Raw genomic sequence first — 17,912 nt, forward strand, 5'->3', positions numbered from 1 at the left:
CCTGTCAAAGGCTTACCCGCATGGCCGACCCTAAGCGCCCGCCCAACCCCTGGATAAAGAGTCTTGGCCTTTGGGCTGCGATCCTGCTGGCGCTCGTCGTCGTAGTGAACGTCATCCAGGGTCCAGCGACGACTGCAACCGGCTCGTCGGTGGCCTATTCGGACTTCCTGTCCAAGGTCGACGAGGGCGGCGTCAAGTCGGTCGAGTTTCGCGGTCTGGACATTCAGGGCAAGTCGGCGAGCGACGAAAGCTTCCGCACAACCATCCCGCCGATGGGCGATCCGACCTTGATCACCAAGCTGCGTGAGAAGGGCGTCCGTTTCGACGCCAAGCCCGAGGAAACCCGTGGGTTCCTCGCTCAGCTGCTGATCTCGATGCTGCCGTTCGTCCTGATGATCGGCATCTGGATCTTCGTCATGCGCCAGATGCAGAACGGCTCCGGCCGCGGTGCGATGGGCTTCGGCAAGTCGCGCGCCAAGCTGCTGGTCCCGAAGGAAGGCCGTGTCACCTTCGAGGATGTCGCCGGCATCGACGAGGCTCGCGAAGAGCTTCAGGAGATCGTCGAGTTCCTCAAGGACCCGCAAAAGTTCAATCGCCTCGGCGGCAAGATCCCCAAGGGCGCGTTGCTCGTCGGGCCTCCGGGAACCGGCAAGACGCTGCTGGCTCGCGCCATCGCCGGCGAGGCCAACGTACCGTTCTTCAACATCTCCGGTTCGGACTTCGTCGAGATGTTCGTCGGCGTCGGCGCCAGCCGTGTCCGCGACATGTTCGAGCAGGCCAAGAAGTCGGCGCCCTGCATCATCTTCATCGACGAGATCGACGCCGTCGGTCGTAGCCGTGGCGCGGGCCTCGGTGGCGGTAACGACGAGCGCGAGCAGACGCTGAACCAGTTGCTGGTCGAGATGGACGGCTTCGATGCCAACGAGGGTATCATCATCGTCGCCGCGACCAACCGCCCCGACGTTCTCGATCCGGCCCTGCTGCGTCCGGGCCGTTTCGATCGCCAGGTCGTCGTCGGTCGTCCGGATATCGAAGGCCGCGAGAAGATTCTCGCCGTTCACATGCGCAAGGTTCCGCTGGCACCCGACGTCAATCCGCGCGTCATCGCTCGCGGCACGCCGGGCTTCTCGGGTGCCGATCTCGCCAACCTTGTCAACGAGGCTGCCCTGCTGGCGGCGCGTCGTGCCAAGCGTCTGGTCGCGATGGCCGAGTTCGAGGACGCCAAGGACCGCGTGATGATGGGCACCGAGCGTCGCTCGATGGTCATGACCGAGGATGAGAAGAAGATGACCGCGTACCATGAGGCCGGCCATGCCGTTGTCTCGTGCCACGAGGCTGCATCTGATCCGATCCACAAGGCGACGATCATTCCGCGCGGACGGGCTCTCGGCCTCGTCATGCGGCTGCCGGAGCGCGACCAGTACAGCTACCATCGCGACAAGATGTACGCGAACCTCAGCGTCTCGATGGGCGGCCGGGTCGCCGAGGAACTGATCTTCGGCTACGACAAGGTATCGTCGGGCGCGTCGTCGGACATCAGCTACTCGACCGACCTGGCCAAGAACATGGTCACGCAATGGGGCATGTCCGACAAGCTCGGGCCGCTCAAGTACGGCGAAAACCAGGAGGAAGTGTTCCTCGGCCATAGTGTGACGCGCACCCAGAACGTCAGCGAGGAAACCTCGCGGATGATCGACGCGGAGGTCAAGGCGATCGTCCTGTCGGGTTACGAGCGCGCCAAGCAGGTGCTGGCCGACAACATCGACCAGCTGCACCGCGTCGCGGCCGCACTCCTCGAACTCGAGACTCTGACCGGCGACGAGATCAAGCGGGTCATGGCGGGAGAGACGATCGACCGTGGCGCGGCGGTCGGCCTGCTCGGTGCTGCCGTCACCAGCGGCGTTTCGGCAATCCCGAAGACGGGCCGCCGTGGCGGCTTTGGCGAGCCGGCGCCGCAGGTCTAGCGGCGCGTAATCACAGCGCCGACGATGGCGATGCGCTCGACCTCTGCGTCACGGTACGCAGGCAGGTCGAGCTCCTCGCCGAATACGTCGGGGTCGAGTTGCAGGTAGCGCATCGTGCAGTCGGCCTCGGCGATGACCTTGGCGAGTTCAGCCTGCAAGCCGTCACGGCCGTCGACGATCGCACTTCCTGTATAGAGCAACAGTCGACCGTTGTGGTTCAGGCGCTCGGCGATCGTGCGGGCCATGTCGACAGCGACCTGCGCGCCCAGCATGCCGCCGCCATGCCGGTAGGCGCGGTCCCCTGCATCGATGATGAAGGGCGGATTGGCCAGCGCCAGGTCGATCGGCGCATCGAAGCCGGCAAGGCTGCAGCCGTGCAGCGCTTCGACCTCCAGCCCGGCATGACGCGCATTTATCCGCGCCAGCCGTAATGCGGCCGGGTTGATATCGGTCATCGCCAGCCGCGCCGGTTGCGCCAGCGAGGCGGCCACGATCAGCCCTACTCCGCTGCCGGTGCCGACATCGACGACGTTCCTGCAAAGTGAGTCGCGGGCGAGCTCTGCGACGATGAACTCAGCGAACCGGTAGCTGTCGGGTCCGAAAAACACTGCGTCGCCAGCCTCGGTCGGATAGGCGGAGTGCAGGAACAGTCGGCCACGCAGACGGGCGACGCGTATGGAGCTGCGCCACCCATTCGGCAGCGCTTCGACCACCCGAGCATCCTCCAGCAACTTCCTGATCGGGGCATCAAGGGTGTCGGGCGGTACGACGCGGCTCCAGCCGAGCAGGTCGCGCAGGCCTGTGCCTGTCTCGCTCCTGGCAAACACACGCGCGTGCGTCGCCGGTGTCGGCGGGACGAAGTCGAAGCCGAGCCCGTCGAGGGTGCGGAGCAGCTCCAGCAAGGCATCGTCGCGGCGATCATTGGTCATGCCACGACAAGTGGAACGACGACACGATGGTTCCTTGGCCGTGTACGCCACCACGCCTAGAGTGCCGCTCAAATAGGGGAGACGGGCATGGCGAGCATCCAGACCGCGGCGTGGGACGAGCGCGATGCGGTTGCGATGCGGTCGCTGCTGGACCGCCAGCGCGCCGCCTTCGATGCCGAGATGCCGGTCGGCGTCGCGGTTCGTATCGACCGGCTGCGACGCGCGCTGGCGCTGATCGTCTCGGCGAAGGACGAGCTTGCGGCCGCGCTGTCGGAGGACTTCGGTCACCGCTCGACCGAGATGACGATGATCACCGACATCATGGCGTCGGTCGGGCCGCTTAAGCACGCGATCAAGCACGTCGACGGCTGGATGAAGCCGGAGCGTCGCGCCCTGCGACCGATCCTTTGGCTCCTCGGGGCGCGGGCGCGGGTCGAGTATCAGCCCAAGGGCGTTGTCGGCATCATCTCGCCGTGGAATTTCCCGGTCAATTTGACCTTCGCGCCGCTCGCCAATGTGCTGGCCGCGGGTAATCGGGCGATGATCAAGCCGTCCGAGTTCACGCCGGTCACCTCGGAACTGATGCGCTCGCTGATCGCTGGCGCCTTCGATGAAACCGAGGTCGCGGTGGTCACCGGTGGCGCCGAGGCCGCACGCGCATTCAGCGAACTGCCCTTCGACCATCTGATCTTCACCGGCAGCACATCGGTCGGGCGGCACGTCATGGCTGCAGCGGCGAAGAACCTCGTCCCGGTGACGCTGGAGCTTGGCGGCAAGTCGCCGACCATCGTCTCGCGCTCCGCCGACTTGCCACGCGCCACCGAGCGCATCGCCATGGGCAAGATGATGAACGCCGGGCAGATCTGTCTCGCGCCCGATTACCTGCTGGTGCCGCGAGAGAACGAGGCGGCGGTCGTCGCCGGGCTGAAGGCCGCGGTCGGCGCAATGTATCCGACGCTGATGGCGAACCCCGACTATACGTCGGTGCTGGGTGCCCGCCACCGCGAGCGGCTGGAGGCGCATGTCGCGGATGCACGCGCCAAGGGTGCCGAGGTCACCGTGGTCAACCCGGCGAACGAGGACTTCGGCCAGCAGAACACCAACAAGATGCCGCTCCACATCCTGCAGAACGTCACCGACGAGATGACCGTCATGCAGGAGGAGATCTTCGGTCCGCTGCTGCCGGTGCTTCCCTACGACAAGGTCGAGTCGGCGATCGCCTATGTCAACGCTCACGACCGGCCACTCGGGCTGTACTGGTTCGGTGAGGATGCCGCCGAGCAGCGCATTGTGCTCGACCGCACGGTGTCGGGCGGCGTGACGATCAACGACGTCATCTTCCACATCAGCGCCGAGGACCTGCCGTTCGGCGGCGTCGGCCCTTCGGGGATGGGCAGCTATCACGGCCTCGACGGCTTCCGCGCTTTCAGTCACGCCAAGGCGGTGTATTCACAGCCCAAGATCGATCTTGCCGGACTGGCGGGCTTCAAGCCGCCCTATGGTGCTAAGACGCGCAAGGCGCTCGCCAAAGAGATCGCGATCTAGGCGTCAGGCCCAGGGATCGTAGCTGCCGAATGTCCAGACGTGGCCGCCGGGATCGCGAACGTCGTAGCTGCGCCCGCCATAGTCCATGTCCGCGATGCCCCGGATGATGTCGGCGCCCGCTGCGACCGCACGGTCATGGTGCGCGTCCGGATCGTCCAGCGTCACCGAGATCGTTCCAGTGATGCCGCCCAGCCTTGCCGGCGAGTCGATGCCGTAGATGTTGCCGGCTCGCAGGGTGCTGACCATCACCATGTTGCCATCGAGCAGGAGCTGCGCATGGGCGATGCCGCCGCTGTCGTCCGGATACACGGCCTGGCGGGTAAAGCCGAAGACATCGACCAGGAAGTCGATTGCCGCCGGGGCATCGTCATACTGCAGGGCAGGAATGATGGCGTGGTGGACGGCCATGACGCTATCTCCGTCGTGCACTCTTTCCGACAGGGCAATAACGCATTACATAGCGTAGCTGTAAACAGGAGACTCCGTCATACCACCGCCCCCTCGCCGTGCCATGAATGCGCCTGCGCCGATGAACGGCCCGCGTTACGATGAATTCATTTCAGCGCCGAAGGTGCGCGTCATCGACCAGGACGGCGAGAATCTCGGCGTTCTCTATACCAAGGAAGCGATCGCCACGGCGCACGAAGTCGGCATGAACCTCGTCGAGGTTTCGCCGGGTGCCGATCCGCCCGTGTGCAAGATCCTCGATGTCGGCAAGTTCAAGTACGAGGCCCAGAAAAAGGCCGCTGCCGCCCGAAAGAACCAGAAGACGCAGGAGATCAAGGAGATCAAGATGCGTCCGAATATCGATGACCACGACTACGACACCAAGATGAAGGCTGTCGCGCGGTTCATCGAGGAGGGCGACAAGGTCAAGCTGACCCTGCGTTTCCGTGGTCGCGAGCTGTCGCACGGCGAGCTTGGCTTGCGCCTGCTCGAACGCGTCCGCGATGATTCGAACGAGTATGCCAAGGTCGAGCAGACGCCGAAGATGGAAGGCCGTCAGATGCTCATGGTCATCGCCCCCCGCTAGATCGTGGCGCGGCTTTGTCGCGGGTCTACGGTCTTTCGGGTTGTGCGCGGCGCGTCTAGACCGGTCCCGTGACCCGCGCCGCCGCCATCAAGCTGATCCTCGGCGGTATCCTGATCGCCATTTCCGTGTGGCTGTGGCTGCGACCGCGCGACATCGACGAGCAGCAGGCAGGCGACTTGGCCAAGGCGATGGCGGTGCGATATGCAGCCACCACCGGCGAGCCGGTCGCGCATTTCGGGCGGGCACGCCGCATCGTCTACCCTGACGGTTGGGAGTTCGTCTGGACCTATCGGCCCTGTCCCGACGATGCCAGCCTGCGGGTCTTCGTCCCGCGAAGTGGCAAGCGCCCGCGTTATACCGAGCAGCCGGACTGCGAGTCGCACGACGGCTTCAACGTGAAGCCGGTCTCGGTCTAGCGGGTGCCGCCGACCTCGCCGTGGCACAGGCTACGGTCGATGGGAACGCGCAGCATCGCCTCGCCGCCGGCCGCAGCGGCCTTCGGACCGATGTCGGGAGCGACCGCGGCGCGGACATGGGCCGGGACGTCGTCGGCATCGACGCCGGCGGCCTTGGCGATCAAAGCCGTGGCCCAGGCATCGTCATCGTCGGCGAGGTCGCCGATCCGTTCGAACACCACGGCCTGGGCGTTGGGCGTCAGGTGGCGATCGGCACAGACGGTGGAGAAGATGCCATCGATGCAGTTGGCCCGCGCTTCGGTGACACCGTTGAGGACGTAAAAGCCCATCGAGTCGTCCGAGGCATCGCAGATCACCCCATAGAGCTGCACGGACAGCACCAGCAGCCAGCCGCGCACCTCCCAGCCGCCACCGAAGTGCCTGAAGTTGAGCGTGTCGCCGTCCTGCGAGATCAGTGCGTGCTCGACCATGTAGCGCATCGCGCCTGAGCTCGACAGGCGGGTCACCTTCCACCGGCCCTCATACGCTGCACCCCGGCGCCGGGTTTCGCGTCGGGCGAGTTCGACTAGGCCGTAGGGCAGGGGCGGCAGCGAGGCATTGCGCGGCGCAGCCACTGGCGTAGCCGGCAGCGCCACCGTCATGTCGACGCCGAGGCGCTCGGCCAGTTGCGGCAGGTCGCGCTCCCAGTCCAGCATGGTGAAGCCCGGGCATTTGCCGGCGACGTAGATTGTTAGCCGCTCGAGGTTATAGGCGGACGGCTGGACTGCGCCCGACACCCAGCGGCCCGCGAGCGACTTGTCGATACCGAGATCGGCGGCAAGGCGAGCCCGAGACATCGACAACGCCTTGAGCACCAAGTCGAGCCGTGCCGCGAAACTCGGGCGCGGGTGCTGTCCGGCAGGTAGCGACACCGGCTGGGGTTGGCTTGATCGAGGAAGACCGGAATGGGGCTGGATCGCCATGATGCTTCCTGACGACATGAGCGCGGCTCCGCAACGACCGAAAATTAACAGCATGCAACCGGTCGTGCAACGTTGCATGCCTCGCGACGACGGCTGGTGCATCTGCACGCGCCCAGCTTGTTACGCCAGAAGAGCATTCATGAGCACCGGGTGGGGGCACCCGGTTCTCTCGATCCTTAGCGGTCGAGACTGCGTCGGACCCCTTCCGACAGCGGAATCGATCGCGGGCAGGCGAACGTGTCACGGCCCTGACACGCCAGCCGTATCGTCGACGGTCGCCTGACCCCGATCGTCGATGCACCGCCCCGGTACCAACCAGGTACCGGGGCGGATGCATATGACCGCGCTCGAAATACGGAGTCGGGCAGTCGATAGCGACTCCGATACGGTTTCGCAACAAAGCTGCCAAGCGCCACCGCCGGAAGATGGTGCGCTGCGGCATGGCGGTAGCGATCCAGCGCAACTTCTGCTATCCGCCCGCCCATTATGTTCAGCTTCGAATCAGTCACTGTCCGCCTTGGTGGCCGGACCATCCTAGATCGTGCCACGGCAGCAGTGCCGCCACGGGCGCGCGTCGGCCTGATCGGCCGCAACGGCGCCGGCAAGTCGACCCTGATGAAGGTCGTTGCGGCGATGCTCGAGCCCGATGACGGCCGGGTGGCGATGCCGCGCAACAGCCGGATCGGCTATGTCGCGCAGGAGGCTCCGGCCGGGCAGACGACGCCGTTCGAGGAGGTCCTCGCCGCCGACAAGGAGCGCGCGGCGCTGCTGGCGGAGGAGGAGACCCACCCCGACGCCCACCGCATCGGCGAAATCCACGAGCGCCTGAACGCCATCGACGCGCACACGGCGCCGGCCCGCGCTGCCCGCATCCTGGTCGGCCTGGGCTTCGACGAGGCGGCGCAGCACCGGGCGCTGGATACTTATTCGGGCGGCTGGCGGATGCGCGTCGCGCTGGCGGCGCTGCTGTTCTCCGCGCCCGACCTGCTGCTGCTCGACGAGCCTTCGAACCACCTCGACCTCGAAGCGACCTTGTGGCTGGAGGACTTCCTCAAGAGCTACCGTGCGACCATCCTGGTGATCAGCCACGAGCGCGACCTGCTCAACAACGTCGCCGACCACATCCTGCATCTCGAGCATGGCAAGACGACGCTGTACCCCGGCGGCTACGACCAGTTCGAGCGCCAGCGCAATGAGCGCCTGGCGCAGCTGGCATCGGCGCGCGAGGCCCAGGCCGACAAGCGCGCCAAGCTGCAAGACTTCATCGCGCGCAACTCCGCCCGCGCCTCGACCGCCAAGCAGGCGCAGGCGCGCGTCAAGGCGCTGGCCCGGATGCAGCCGATCGCCGAGGCGATGAACGACCCGACGCTGGTCTTCGACTTCCCGTCGCCGACCGTGCTGAAGCCGCCGCTGGTTCAGCTCGACCACGCCTCGGTCGGCTATGACGGCAAGGCGATCATCGAGCGTATCGACCTGCGACTCGACCCCGACGACCGGCTGGCGCTGCTCGGGCGCAACGGTAACGGCAAGACGACGCTGGCGCGGTTGCTGGCGGGGCAACTACCGGCGATGGCGGGCGAGATGTCGGCGCCGGGCAAGCTGCGCGTCGGCTATTTCACCCAGTATCAGGTCGAAGAGCTCGATGCCGACGACACGCCGCTGGAGCACATGTCCCGGCTGATGCGCGGCGAGAAGCCGGCTGCCGTGCGTGGCCAGCTCGGCCGATTCGGCTTTTCCGGCGCGATGGCGGAGCAGAAGGTCGGCAAGATGTCGGGCGGCGAAAAGGCTCGGCTGGCGCTGGCGCTCATCACCCGCGACGCGCCGCACCTGCTGATCCTCGACGAGCCGACGAACCACTTGGACGTCGATGCGCGCGAGGCGCTGGTGCAGGCGCTGGCCGAGTATGGCGGTGCCGTCGTCGTCGTCAGCCATGACCGGCACATGCTGGAGGCGACCGCCGACCGGCTGGTGCTGGTCGAGGATGGTCGTGCTGTCGATTTCTCCGGCTCGCTGGAGGATTATACCGACCGGGTGCTTGGTCGCGGCGATGCGCGCCCGGAAGGCAGCAAGGCCGGGCCGCGCAACAAGAAGGAAGACCGCAAGGCCGCCGCCCAGGCGCGTGAGGCCGGTGCCGCGACCCGCAAGGCCGCAAAGGAGGCCGAGGCCGAGACCGCTCGCCTCAACGCCCGTCGCAGCGCCATCGACCGCGCCCTTTTCGATCCGGCCGGTGCATCCCCCGAGGATCGCAAACGTACCTCAGCCGACTTGATGAGGGAACGTGGTGAGGTCGAGCGCAAGTTGGAGAAGGCAGAGGCGGTGTGGCTGGCAGCCAGCGAGGCCCTCGAGGCCGGCTTGCGCGACGCCGCCTGAACCCGGCGCCGGTCGAGGCACTGCGATTCGGTCGAGACAGCCGTTCCGTTCAGGGAGACCGACAGGTGGGGCTTGATCGACGCCAAGCCGAACGGCGTGCCGCGATTCGCTCGACCGCCGTCCGCTTCGCCGCCGAGACGATGGTGATCCCTACGGGAATCGAACCCGTGTTTCAGCCGTGAAAGGGCCGCGTCCTAGACCGCTAGACGAAGGGACCAAGCGGGAGGACGCAGCTAGGGCAGTGGGAGCCGTCGGTCAAGCGACGGCTTGCCTTGAAAATAAATTACGAGCTTTCAAAACTATTTCGCGTATATAACGTTATTCTAACTTGTTAGTGTGTATGTAAAAAGGGTGCGTATATGAGTCCGACCTTGGCTAAATTGTTGATGTGCACTTGTGCCGGAGCAACCGGCGCAGCCATGGTCCCTGCGGCAAAAGCGGTCCGGCACCATCTGTCGCCGCGCCACGCCGTCGCCAAGCCAATGGTCGCTGCGGCTGAAGCCTTGCCCTGTTCGCCAACGTTCCTGACCAGCGCGTCACCCGATGCCGGTCTCGGCACGACGGGCTTGACCAATCCCGGCATTGCGCCGTTCGCGGGCGAAGCGCCTGCATCGATCGTCTCGTTTGCTCCCGGCGGCTTTGGCGGCGGCTTTCCCAGCGGTGGCGGGGGCGGTGGCGGCGGCGGTGGCGGCACCAACGTTGCCAACGGTGGCACCCCAGGCGGCGGCGGTGGCGTTCCGGGCGGCGGTGGTGGCATCCCCGGCGGTGGCGGCGGTATACCTGGCGCGGGCGGTGGTATTCCCGGTGGCGGTGGCACCATCACCTCGCCTCCGCCGATGTCGAGCAATGCTCCCGAGCCTGCGGCATGGGCGATGATGATCTCGGGCTTTGGGATCATCGGCGGCGCGATGCGCTACACCCGCACGGCCCGCGCCGCGGCCTGAGGCTCAGTCAGCGAAGGCGATATCATCGAGATGTAGCTCGGCGCACGGGGTCTTGCCCCAATCGTCTCGCTTGACGCGGCCTGCCAGGTAAAGCGGGCGCTTACCAGCCCCGGCCAGCGCCGCCCCCAGCGGCGCATCGGCGGAGCGGAAGGCCATGGCCTTGACCCGCGCGCCATCGGCTCCCGACAGGATGACACGGACGTGGCTCTCGCCGACCACGTCGCACTTGACCACGGTCCAGGGACCGCTGGCGACGCGCGGATGCGGCCAGCCCTGGCCGTAGGGCCCAGCGCCGTCCAGCGCCTCCGCCAGGTCGATGCAGACGCCACGCGGGCTGACGGCGGCATCGAGCATCAATGCGGTCGCCACGGCTGCCCGGGTGACCTCGGCAGCGCAGCGCTGGTTCAGGAACTCGGTAAAGGCCGCGATCCCGCCCGGCGCGACGGTGACGCCGGCGGCCATGGCATGACCGCCACCTGCGACCAGCAGGCCATGCTCCTTGGCGGCCAATACGGCGCCGCCCAGATCAACTCCGGGGATCGAACGGCCCGAGCCCTTGGCGCTGCCGTCGGGTTGCAGGCTGAGGACGATCACCGGGCGGTGCAGGCGATCCTTAAGGCGGGACGCGACGATACCGATCACGCCGGGGTGCCAACCTTCGCCGGCAATTACCGCGACTGCTTCGTTGGCGGAACCGCGGGCCGTCTCGATTGCGGACTCGGTGACCTCCGCTTCGATCATCCGGCGTTCCTGGTTGAGGCGATCGAGTACCTGCGCCAGTTCGCGCGCCTCGACGGGATCGTTGCTGGTCAGCAGGCGGACGCCGAGGTCGGCGCGCCCGACCCGGCCGCCGGCGTTGATGCGCGGCCCCAGAGCAAAGCCCAGGTCTTGCGCTACCGCTGCCCGCTCGATTCCCGCCACTTCGATCAGTGCGTTGAGACCGACGTTGCGGCGTGAGGCCATGACCTTCAGCCCCTGCGAGACGAAGGCGCGGTTGAGGCCGGTCAGTGGCACCACATCGGCGACGGTGCCGAGCGCGACGATGTCGAGCAGGTCGATCAGCTTGGGCTCGCGGCGGTCCTCGAACCAGCCTTGCGAGCGCAACAGGCGATTGACCGCGACCGCGACCAGGAAGGCGACGCCGACCGCCGCGAGATGTCCGAAGGCGGCGCCCTCGGCCTCGTCGAGGCGGTTCGGATTGACCACAGCAACGGCCTGGGGAAGCTCGGTCGAGGCGCGGTGATGGTCGACGACGATGACGTCCAAGCCTGAGCCCTTGGCGGCCGACAGCGCCTCATAGCCTTGCGTGCCGCAGTCGACCGTGACGACCAGGCTGGCACCCGAGGCGGCTAGTGCCCGCATCGCGTCGGCGGAAGGTCCATAGCCCTCCAGCAGGCGATCGGGGATATAATAGGAGCAGACGCCGCCGAGGTCGCGGATCAGGCGGACGAGCAATGCCGCGCTGGTCGCGCCGTCGACGTCATAGTCGCCGAACACCACTACGGCTTCGCGCGTCCTGACCGCCTGCGCGATACGCGCCGCAGCGGTGTCCATGTCGCGGAAGATCGACGGGTCGGGCAGCCAGTCGCGAATCGTCGGCGCGCGCAAGCGGTCGAAGTCGCCGTGCACCGCGCCACGCGCCCGGAACAACTGGTGCAGCAGCGCATCGACGCCGTCCGCGGCTGGATCCGGCGAATGTCCCCCGCGCCACTGCCAGCGATTGCCGAGCAGCGAGGTGTGGACGTTGAAGACTGGAGTCATGGCTCCAGCCTAGACGCTTTCACCGGCCGATGGAATCGCTTCAGTCGGTCCGCTTGTTCGGCTCGCCGCGGCGGGTGCCGAGGACGCGGCGGACGGTACCCGACGAAGCGCGCATGACGACGCTTTCTGTGGTGATGGTGCCGTCGCGGCGGCGCTTGACGCCCTGCAGCAACGAGCCGTCGGTGACGCCGGTGGCGGCGAAGATCACGTCGCCCTGAGCCAGGTCTTCGAGCTTGTAGATGCGGTCGAGGTCGGTGATGCCCCAGCGACGGGCGCGGCCGCGCTCGTCCTCGTTGCGGAACACCAGCCGGCCCTGGAACTGGCCGCCGACGCAGCGCAGTGCCGCCGCTGCCAGCACGCCTTCGGGAGCGCCGCCGCTGCCGAGATAGATATCGATGCCGGTGTCGGGGTTGGTCGTCGCGATGACGCCGGCAACGTCGCCGTCGCCGATCAGCATGATGCCGCAGCCGAGCGACCGCAGTTCCTTGATCAGCGCTTCGTGGCGCGGCCGGTCGAGGACGCAGGCGACGATTTCGCCCGGCTCGACGCCCTTAGCCTTAGCCAGCGAAATGACGTTCTCGGTCACCGACTTGCCAAGGTCGATGACGTCGTCGGCATAGCCCGGCCCGATGGCGATCTTGTCCATATAGACGTCGGGGGCGTTGAGCAGCCCGCCTTCCTCGGCGATGGCGAGCACGGCCAGCGCGTTGGGTCCGGCCTTGGCGGCGATGGTGGTGCCCTCCAGCGGGTCGAGCGCGATGTCGATCTTGGGACCGGTGCCCTGGGCGCGGCCGACCTTTTCGCCGATGAACAGCATCGGGGCTTCGTCGCGCTCGCCTTCACCGATGACGATGGTGCCGTCGAAGTCGAGCTGGTTGAGGGCGTCGCGCATCGCCTCGACAGCGGCGAGGTCGGCGGCATGCTCGTCGCCGCGGCCGATCTGCTTGGACGCCGCGATAGCGGCATATTCGGTGACCCGCACCATCTCGAGGACCAGCACGCGGTCGAGAACGGCGGACGCAGGAGCGGTACCGGCAATCTTGGGAATGGTGGACATCATGACTCCGCGGATGAACAGGTGTGGGGGACTAGGCGGGGTAACGCTAGAAGTCGAGGATGTGCATCATCATCGGCGTTCCGACGACGTTTGCGGAAGCAGCCATGCGGTCGAGCGCCGCCTGGACCTGCGCCTGCGTAGAGACGTGGGTGACCATGACGACGAAGACGCCGCCGTCGCTGCTCTGGCCGCGCTGGATCAGACTCTCGATCGAGACACCGGCGTCGCGTAGCGCGGCAGTCAGCTCGGCCAGCACACCGGGACGGTCGGCAACGGTGAGTCGCAGGTAGAAGCGACCGTGGTGCGCATCCTGGTCGGCCAGCGGCATCGGCGACAGGCGCGCGACCGGCATGGCAAAGGCCGGGCCGATCTCGCCGCGCGCCACGTCGATGAGGTCGGCGACGACGGCGCTCGCGGTCGGGCCCTCGCCGGCGCCGCGTCCCGAGAAGAACAGCCGCCCGACGAAATTGCCCTCCGCCACCACGGCGTTGAGCGAGCCGTCGACATGGGCCAGCGGATGGGCATGCGGGACGAGGCAGGGGTGGACGCGCTGGAACAGGCGGTCGCTTTCGGCGGTGGCAAGGCCGACCAGCTTGATCCGGAAGCCAAGTGCCGCGGCATGCTCGATGTCAGCACTGTCGACGGCGCGGATGCCGGTGGTCGCGACCGCGCCGAAGTCGATGCGCGAGCCGAAAGCCAGCGACGCTAGGATCGAGAGCTTGTGCGCGGCATCGATGCCGTCGATGTCGAAGCTTGGATCGGCCTCGGCATAGCCCAGCCGCTGCGCGTCGCCGAGCACCGCGTCGAAGCTCAGCCCCTCGTTCTCCATCCGCGTCAGGATGTAATTGCAGGTGCCGTTGAGGATGCCATAGACCCGGTCGAGCTGGTTAGCCGCAGCCCCTTCGCGCAGGCCCTTGATGACCGGGATGCCGCCGGCCACCGCCGCCTCGTACTTCAGCGCGGCGCTGCGCTGTTCCGCCAATTCCGCCAGTTCGAGGCCGTGGTGCGCCAGCATCGCCTTGTTGGCGGTGACGAACGCCTTGCCGCGATCCAGCGTCGAGCGCGCCAATGCCAGGGCCGGACCATCGGCGCCGCCGATCAGCTCGACCACGACATCGACATCGTCGCGCGCCGCCAGTGCTCCGGCATCGTCGACCCAAGCGAAGCGGCCGAGGTCGATGCCGCGCTCGCGGTGCCGGTCGCGCGCGCTGACGGCACTGACCGTGATCGCCCGCCCGGCGCGCCGCTCGATCAGTTCGACATTGGTGTCGAGGATCTTGAAGACGCCGCCGCCGACGGTGCCGAGCCCGGCAAGACCGATACGCAAGGGAGCCGCCATCAACCGACCTTCGCCGCCGTGTTGACGCCCATCGACTGCAGGTAGCGCTTCACGTTGCGCGCCGCCTGGCGAATGCGGTGCTCGTTCTCGACCAAGGCGATGCGGACGAAGCCTTCGCCTTCCTCGCCGAAGCCGGTACCGGGGGCTACGGCGACCTGGGCGTGGGTGAGCAACTGCTTGGAAAACTCCAGCGAGCCGAGGTGGCGCAGCGCCGGCGGGATCGGCGACCAGGCGAACATGCTGGCGCGCGGCACCGGCACGTCCCAGCCGGCGCGGGCGAAGCTCTCGATCATCACGTCGCGGCGCCGTTTGTACAGCGCGCGATACTCGGCAATGCAGTCCTGCGGGCCGTTGATCGCCGCGACCGCTGCCGCCTGGATGGGGGTGAAGGCGCCGTAGTCGAGGTACGACTTGACCCGTGTCAGTGCCGCGATCAGCTTTTGATTGCCGACCGCGAAGCCGATCCGCCAGCCCGCCATCGAATAGGTCTTGGACATCGAGGTGAACTCGATCGCGACGTCCTTGGCGCCCGGGACCTGCAGGATCGACGGCGTCGGCTTGTCGTCGAAATAGATCTCGGCATAGGCGAGGTCGCTGATAACCCACAGCCCATGCTCCTTGGCGAAGGCGACGACCTGTTCGTAGAACGCCAGGTCGACGGTCTCGGCGGTCGGGTTGGACGGATAGCCCATGACCAGCACCGTCGGGCGCGGCACGGTATAGCGCATCGCATGCTCGAGCTTCTCGAAAAAGTCGGGGCCGGGCGAGGCGGGGATCGAGCGGATCGTGCAGCCGGCGATGATGAAGCCGAACATGTGGATCGGGTAGCTCGGGTTCGGCGCGAGGATGACGTCGCCGGGCGCGGTGATCGCCTGCGCCAGATTGGCCAGGCCCTCCTTGGAGCCGAGCGTCACGACGACCTCGGTCTCGGGGTCGACCGCGACATTGAAGCGGCGGGCATAATAGGCAGCCTGCGCCTTGCGCAGGCCGGGAATGCCCTTGGAGGCCGAATAGCCGTGCGCGTCGGGCTTGGCCGCGACTTCCGCCAGCTTGGCGATGACGTGCGCCGGCGGCGGCGAATCGGGGTTGCCCATGCCGAGATCGACGATGTCTTCGCCGCGGCTGCGTGCTGCGGCCTTCATCGCGTTGACTTCGGCGAAGACGTACGGCGGCAGGCGGCGGATGCGGTAGAATTCTTCGGTCATCGCTCAGGCTCTCGGGACGCGGCCCCATGTCGCGGGCCGCGTCCTCCCTGCCATAGCGTCGGTGCGAACGCGAGAGCGTCCGGGCGTTATTGTGCCGGTGTCGTCACCGTCGTCTGGGTCGTTGTGGTCTTGACCACGGGATGGCGCGCGGCCCGGCGATGCGCTGAACGCGGCATGGCTGCCGGCGCACCGATCTTGTTGTTGCCGGCATCGCGTTTGTCGGCGGGGTAGTGATCGAGGGCGTATTTCTCGGTCGTCTTGCTCTGGTCGCAGCTGTCCTGGACCTTGGCGGTGCATTTCGGCAGGGCAGGGGGCGCGGCGGCGGGCGCCTCCTGGGCGAGTGCGGCAAACGGCAACAGCATCGCGGCGGCTGCACAAAGAACGAGTGTTTTCATGAGCTAGGGCTCCTCCTCAAGGCCTGGCCGTCATTGCCCGGGCGCAATGACGCTAAACCCGAAACCACCTTGCCGCCAAGTCCTTCGGCGCTATGAACCGCAACACATCGCGATTAAGCTGTGTCGATGGACAAGACCACGCCCGAGAGTTCCGAAACTGCGGCTTTGCCGGTCCTCGAGCAGTTTCAGCGATGGACCCATCTGGTCGGCCGCGGGCAGCAGACCATGCTGGAATTCATGACGCGCAATGCCGACAAGGGCGGCGCCGAGGGTCCTAACCCCGACCCGTTCAACCTGATGGAGACGTGGCAGCGCGTCGCCACCGCCGCCGCCGCCGATCCGGCCAAGCTCGTCGCCATGCAGACGCAGTTCGTGACCGACAGCATCGCGCTGTGGCAGTCTTTCTTGGCCGGCAAGCCCGAGAGCCCGGTCGCCGAGGTCCGCGACAAGCGCTTCAAGGGCGAGGCCTGGCACGACGTCCCGGCCTTCGACCTGATGCGCCAGTCGTACCTGCTCGCCTCGCAGTATGTGCTGGAGGCGACCGCCGGTGTCGACGGCCTGAACCCGCACGACAAGGCGAAGGCGCTGTTTCACACCAAGCAGTTCGTCGATGCATTGAGCCCGTCGAATTATGCGCTGACCAACCCCGAGGTGCTAAAGGCGACGATCGAGTCGCGCGGCGAGAACCTCCTCAAGGGCCTGGACCATCTGCTCGACGACCTCAAGGCAGGTCGGATGCGGATGACCGACGAGACGGCGTTCGAGGTCGGCGTCAACGTCGCGATCACGCCCGGGAAGGTGGTGTTCGAGAACCGGCTGTTCCAGTTGATCCAATACACCCCGACGACCGGTGAAGTGTACGAGATCCCGCTGGTGATCTTCCCGCCGTGGATCAACAAATTCTACATTCTCGACCTGACGGCGGAGAAAAGCTTCATTCGCTGGTCGGTCGAGCAGGGCCTGACGGTGTTCGTCGTGTCGTGGAAAAACGCCGACGCCAGCCTGTCCGACGTGACGCTCGACACCTTCGTCGGCGAGGGGCAGATCCTGGCGATTGCCAAGGCGCTGGAGGCGACCGGCGCCCGATCGGTGCACACCATTGGATATTGCGTCGCGGGCACGACATTGGCGGCGACGCTGGCGTACATGACCGCCAAGAACATGGCCGACCGGGTGGCGACAGCAACGTTCTTTACTGCGCAGATCGACTTTTCGGATGCCGGCGACCTCGGCGTGTTTGTCGACGATGCGGCGCTGGAAGGCATCGCCAAGCTATCTGGGGAGAAGGGCTATCTCGACGGCCGTTACATGGCGTCGACCTTCAACATGCTGCGCTCCAACGATCTGATCTGGAACTACGTCGTCAACAACTACATGCTGGGAAAGGACTATCTGCCCTTCGACCTGCTTTACTGGAATAGCGACGCGACCAATGTCCCGGCAGACTGGCACCAGAGCTATCTGAGGGACATGTACCGCGACAATTTGCTGGTCGTCCCCGGCGGGATCAGCGTCGCGGGGGTGCCTATCGACCTGTCGACGGTCAAGACGCCGAGCTATGTCCAGGCCGGCAAGGAAGACCATATCGCACCGGCGCCCTCCGCCTATCGCATCACCCAGGCCTTCACCGGCCCGGTCCGCTTCGTACTTGCCGGGTCTGGGCACATCGCCGGCGTCGTCAACCCGCCCAGCGCCGGCAAATACCAACACTGGGTCAGTGACGACACGCCCCCCGCCTTCGAGGATTTCGTCGCCGGCGCCCGCGAGGTCAAGGGCAGCTGGTGGCCCGACTGGATGGCGTGGCTCGCCCCCCAGTCCGGCGCCAAGGTGCCGGCGCGCGTGCCGGGCGAGGGTGCATTGAAGGCGATCGAGGACGCACCGGGGCGCTACGTCAAGGAACGCATCTAGGCGCTGTTTTTGAAAGCGAACGGCCGCCCGGTCTATCTGCCCTTGGCGAGGATCGTCCCTGCGGTCGGCACTGAGGGTCCCAGC

At 66.6% G+C, this 17,912-nt stretch carries 15 protein-coding genes and 1 tRNA gene; 7 read left to right on the forward strand and 9 right to left on the reverse strand.

Features of this window, described 5'->3' with window-relative positions:
• Positions 1-20 precede the first annotated feature (20 nt).
• Positions 21-1,964 (forward strand): ATP-dependent zinc metalloprotease FtsH, encoded by a 1,944-nt coding sequence (gene ftsH / locus ACOFKW_RS10595; RefSeq protein ID WP_419814120.1) that lies wholly within the window; start codon positions 21-23, stop codon positions 1,962-1,964.
• Here ftsH and ACOFKW_RS10600 read toward each other — a convergent pair.
• Complete coding sequence (locus tag ACOFKW_RS10600; RefSeq protein ID WP_419814121.1) at positions 1,961-2,893, reverse strand: methyltransferase; 933 nt, start codon at positions 2,891-2,893, stop codon at positions 1,961-1,963. The two genes, ftsH and ACOFKW_RS10600, sit on opposite strands and share 4 nt — an antisense overlap.
• A gap of 87 nt (positions 2,894-2,980) precedes the next feature.
• Here ACOFKW_RS10600 and ACOFKW_RS10605 point away from each other — a divergent pair, with 87 nt between their 5' ends.
• Complete coding sequence (locus tag ACOFKW_RS10605) at positions 2,981-4,438, forward strand: coniferyl aldehyde dehydrogenase (protein ID WP_419814122.1); 1,458 nt, start codon at positions 2,981-2,983, stop codon at positions 4,436-4,438.
• 3 nt (positions 4,439-4,441) lie between these two features.
• Here the strand turns inward: ACOFKW_RS10605 and ACOFKW_RS10610 are convergent, their stop codons facing one another.
• The gene (locus ACOFKW_RS10610; RefSeq protein WP_419814123.1) at positions 4,442-4,846 is read right to left on the reverse strand and encodes a VOC family protein; all 405 of its coding nucleotides are present in this window, start codon (positions 4,844-4,846) and stop codon (positions 4,442-4,444) included.
• 103 nt (positions 4,847-4,949) lie between these two features.
• Here ACOFKW_RS10610 and infC point away from each other — a divergent pair, with 103 nt between their 5' ends.
• Complete coding sequence (gene infC, locus ACOFKW_RS10615) at positions 4,950-5,471, forward strand: translation initiation factor IF-3 (protein ID WP_419814124.1); 522 nt, start codon at positions 4,950-4,952, stop codon at positions 5,469-5,471.
• Positions 5,472-5,539: 68 nt separating this feature from the next.
• Positions 5,540-5,887, forward strand: a complete 348-nt coding sequence (locus ACOFKW_RS10620) for a hypothetical protein (RefSeq protein WP_419814125.1) — start codon at positions 5,540-5,542, stop codon at positions 5,885-5,887.
• Here ACOFKW_RS10620 and ACOFKW_RS10625 read toward each other — a convergent pair.
• Positions 5,884-6,798, reverse strand: coding sequence for a helix-turn-helix domain-containing protein (locus ACOFKW_RS10625; protein ID WP_419814126.1), 915 nt, complete (start codon positions 6,796-6,798; stop codon positions 5,884-5,886). The genes ACOFKW_RS10620 and ACOFKW_RS10625 overlap by 4 nt on opposite strands.
• A gap of 537 nt (positions 6,799-7,335) precedes the next feature.
• On the opposite strand from ACOFKW_RS10625, the gene ACOFKW_RS10630 reads away from it, so the two are divergent.
• Positions 7,336-9,219: an ABC-F family ATP-binding cassette domain-containing protein gene (locus tag ACOFKW_RS10630; protein WP_419814127.1), complete on the forward strand. Its 1,884-nt coding sequence runs from the start codon at positions 7,336-7,338 to the stop codon at positions 9,217-9,219.
• A gap of 141 nt (positions 9,220-9,360) precedes the next feature.
• Here the strand turns inward: ACOFKW_RS10630 and ACOFKW_RS10635 are convergent.
• Positions 9,361-9,436: transfer RNA gene (locus ACOFKW_RS10635), tRNA-Glu, on the reverse strand.
• 202 nt (positions 9,437-9,638) lie between these two features.
• Between ACOFKW_RS10635 and ACOFKW_RS10640 the strand changes: the two genes are divergently transcribed.
• Positions 9,639-10,163 carry a PEPxxWA-CTERM sorting domain-containing protein gene (locus tag ACOFKW_RS10640; protein WP_419814128.1) on the forward strand — a complete coding sequence of 175 codons (525 nt, stop codon included), beginning with the start codon at positions 9,639-9,641 and terminating at the stop codon, positions 10,161-10,163.
• A gap of 3 nt (positions 10,164-10,166) precedes the next feature.
• On the opposite strand, the gene recJ is transcribed toward ACOFKW_RS10640, so the two are convergent.
• The 5 genes from recJ to ACOFKW_RS10665 form a co-directional block, all read right to left on the reverse strand.
• Positions 10,167-11,924, reverse strand: a complete 1,758-nt coding sequence (gene recJ / locus ACOFKW_RS10645) for a single-stranded-DNA-specific exonuclease RecJ (RefSeq protein ID WP_419814129.1) — start codon at positions 11,922-11,924, stop codon at positions 10,167-10,169.
• A gap of 40 nt (positions 11,925-11,964) precedes the next feature.
• The gene (gene glpX, locus ACOFKW_RS10650; protein WP_419814130.1) at positions 11,965-12,984 is read right to left on the reverse strand and encodes a class II fructose-bisphosphatase; all 1,020 of its coding nucleotides are present in this window, start codon (positions 12,982-12,984) and stop codon (positions 11,965-11,967) included.
• 43 nt (positions 12,985-13,027) lie between these two features.
• Positions 13,028-14,320 (reverse strand): homoserine dehydrogenase, encoded by a 1,293-nt coding sequence (locus ACOFKW_RS10655; protein ID WP_419814131.1) that lies wholly within the window; start codon positions 14,318-14,320, stop codon positions 13,028-13,030.
• Positions 14,320-15,525, reverse strand: coding sequence for an LL-diaminopimelate aminotransferase (locus ACOFKW_RS10660; protein ID WP_419814132.1), 1,206 nt, complete (start codon positions 15,523-15,525; stop codon positions 14,320-14,322). The genes ACOFKW_RS10655 and ACOFKW_RS10660 overlap by 1 nt, the downstream gene beginning before the upstream one ends.
• A gap of 86 nt (positions 15,526-15,611) precedes the next feature.
• Positions 15,612-15,920, reverse strand: coding sequence for a hypothetical protein (locus ACOFKW_RS10665; protein WP_419814133.1), 309 nt, complete (start codon positions 15,918-15,920; stop codon positions 15,612-15,614).
• A 126-nt stretch (positions 15,921-16,046) separates the two neighbouring features.
• On the opposite strand from ACOFKW_RS10665, the gene ACOFKW_RS10670 reads away from it, so the two are divergent.
• On the forward strand, positions 16,047-17,828 hold the full coding sequence (locus ACOFKW_RS10670; protein ID WP_419814134.1) for a PHA/PHB synthase family protein: 1,782 nt from the start codon (positions 16,047-16,049) through the stop codon (positions 17,826-17,828).
• Positions 17,829-17,912 lie beyond the last annotated feature (84 nt).

Origin of the sequence: Glacieibacterium sp. (assembly GCF_965200405.1) — a bacterium.
GTDB lineage: Bacteria > Pseudomonadota > Alphaproteobacteria > Sphingomonadales > Sphingomonadaceae > Glacieibacterium.

Excerpts from the sequence above, each read along its gene's own strand:
- ACOFKW_RS10600 (WP_419814121.1), bottom strand. The coding sequence starts at position 2,893 with ATGACCAATGATCGCCGCGACGATGCCTTGCTGGAGCTGCTCCGCACC.
- ACOFKW_RS10610 (WP_419814123.1), bottom strand. The coding sequence starts at position 4,846 with ATGGCCGTCCACCACGCCATCATTCCTGCCCTGCAGTATGACGATGCC.
- ftsH (WP_419814120.1), top strand. The coding sequence starts at position 21 with ATGGCCGACCCTAAGCGCCCGCCCAACCCCTGGATAAAGAGTCTTGGC.
- ACOFKW_RS10655 (WP_419814131.1), bottom strand. The coding sequence starts at position 14,320 with ATGGCGGCTCCCTTGCGTATCGGTCTTGCCGGGCTCGGCACCGTCGGC.
- ACOFKW_RS10605 (WP_419814122.1), top strand. The coding sequence starts at position 2,981 with ATGGCGAGCATCCAGACCGCGGCGTGGGACGAGCGCGATGCGGTTGCG.
- ACOFKW_RS10660 (WP_419814132.1), bottom strand. The coding sequence starts at position 15,525 with ATGACCGAAGAATTCTACCGCATCCGCCGCCTGCCGCCGTACGTCTTC.
- recJ (WP_419814129.1), bottom strand. The coding sequence starts at position 11,924 with ATGACTCCAGTCTTCAACGTCCACACCTCGCTGCTCGGCAATCGCTGG.
- ACOFKW_RS10630 (WP_419814127.1), top strand. The coding sequence starts at position 7,336 with ATGTTCAGCTTCGAATCAGTCACTGTCCGCCTTGGTGGCCGGACCATC.
- infC (WP_419814124.1), top strand. The coding sequence starts at position 4,950 with ATGAATGCGCCTGCGCCGATGAACGGCCCGCGTTACGATGAATTCATT.
- ACOFKW_RS10665 (WP_419814133.1), bottom strand. The coding sequence starts at position 15,920 with ATGAAAACACTCGTTCTTTGTGCAGCCGCCGCGATGCTGTTGCCGTTT.
- ACOFKW_RS10670 (WP_419814134.1), top strand. The coding sequence starts at position 16,047 with ATGGACAAGACCACGCCCGAGAGTTCCGAAACTGCGGCTTTGCCGGTC.
- ACOFKW_RS10640 (WP_419814128.1), top strand. The coding sequence starts at position 9,639 with ATGGTCCCTGCGGCAAAAGCGGTCCGGCACCATCTGTCGCCGCGCCAC.
- glpX (WP_419814130.1), bottom strand. The coding sequence starts at position 12,984 with ATGATGTCCACCATTCCCAAGATTGCCGGTACCGCTCCTGCGTCCGCC.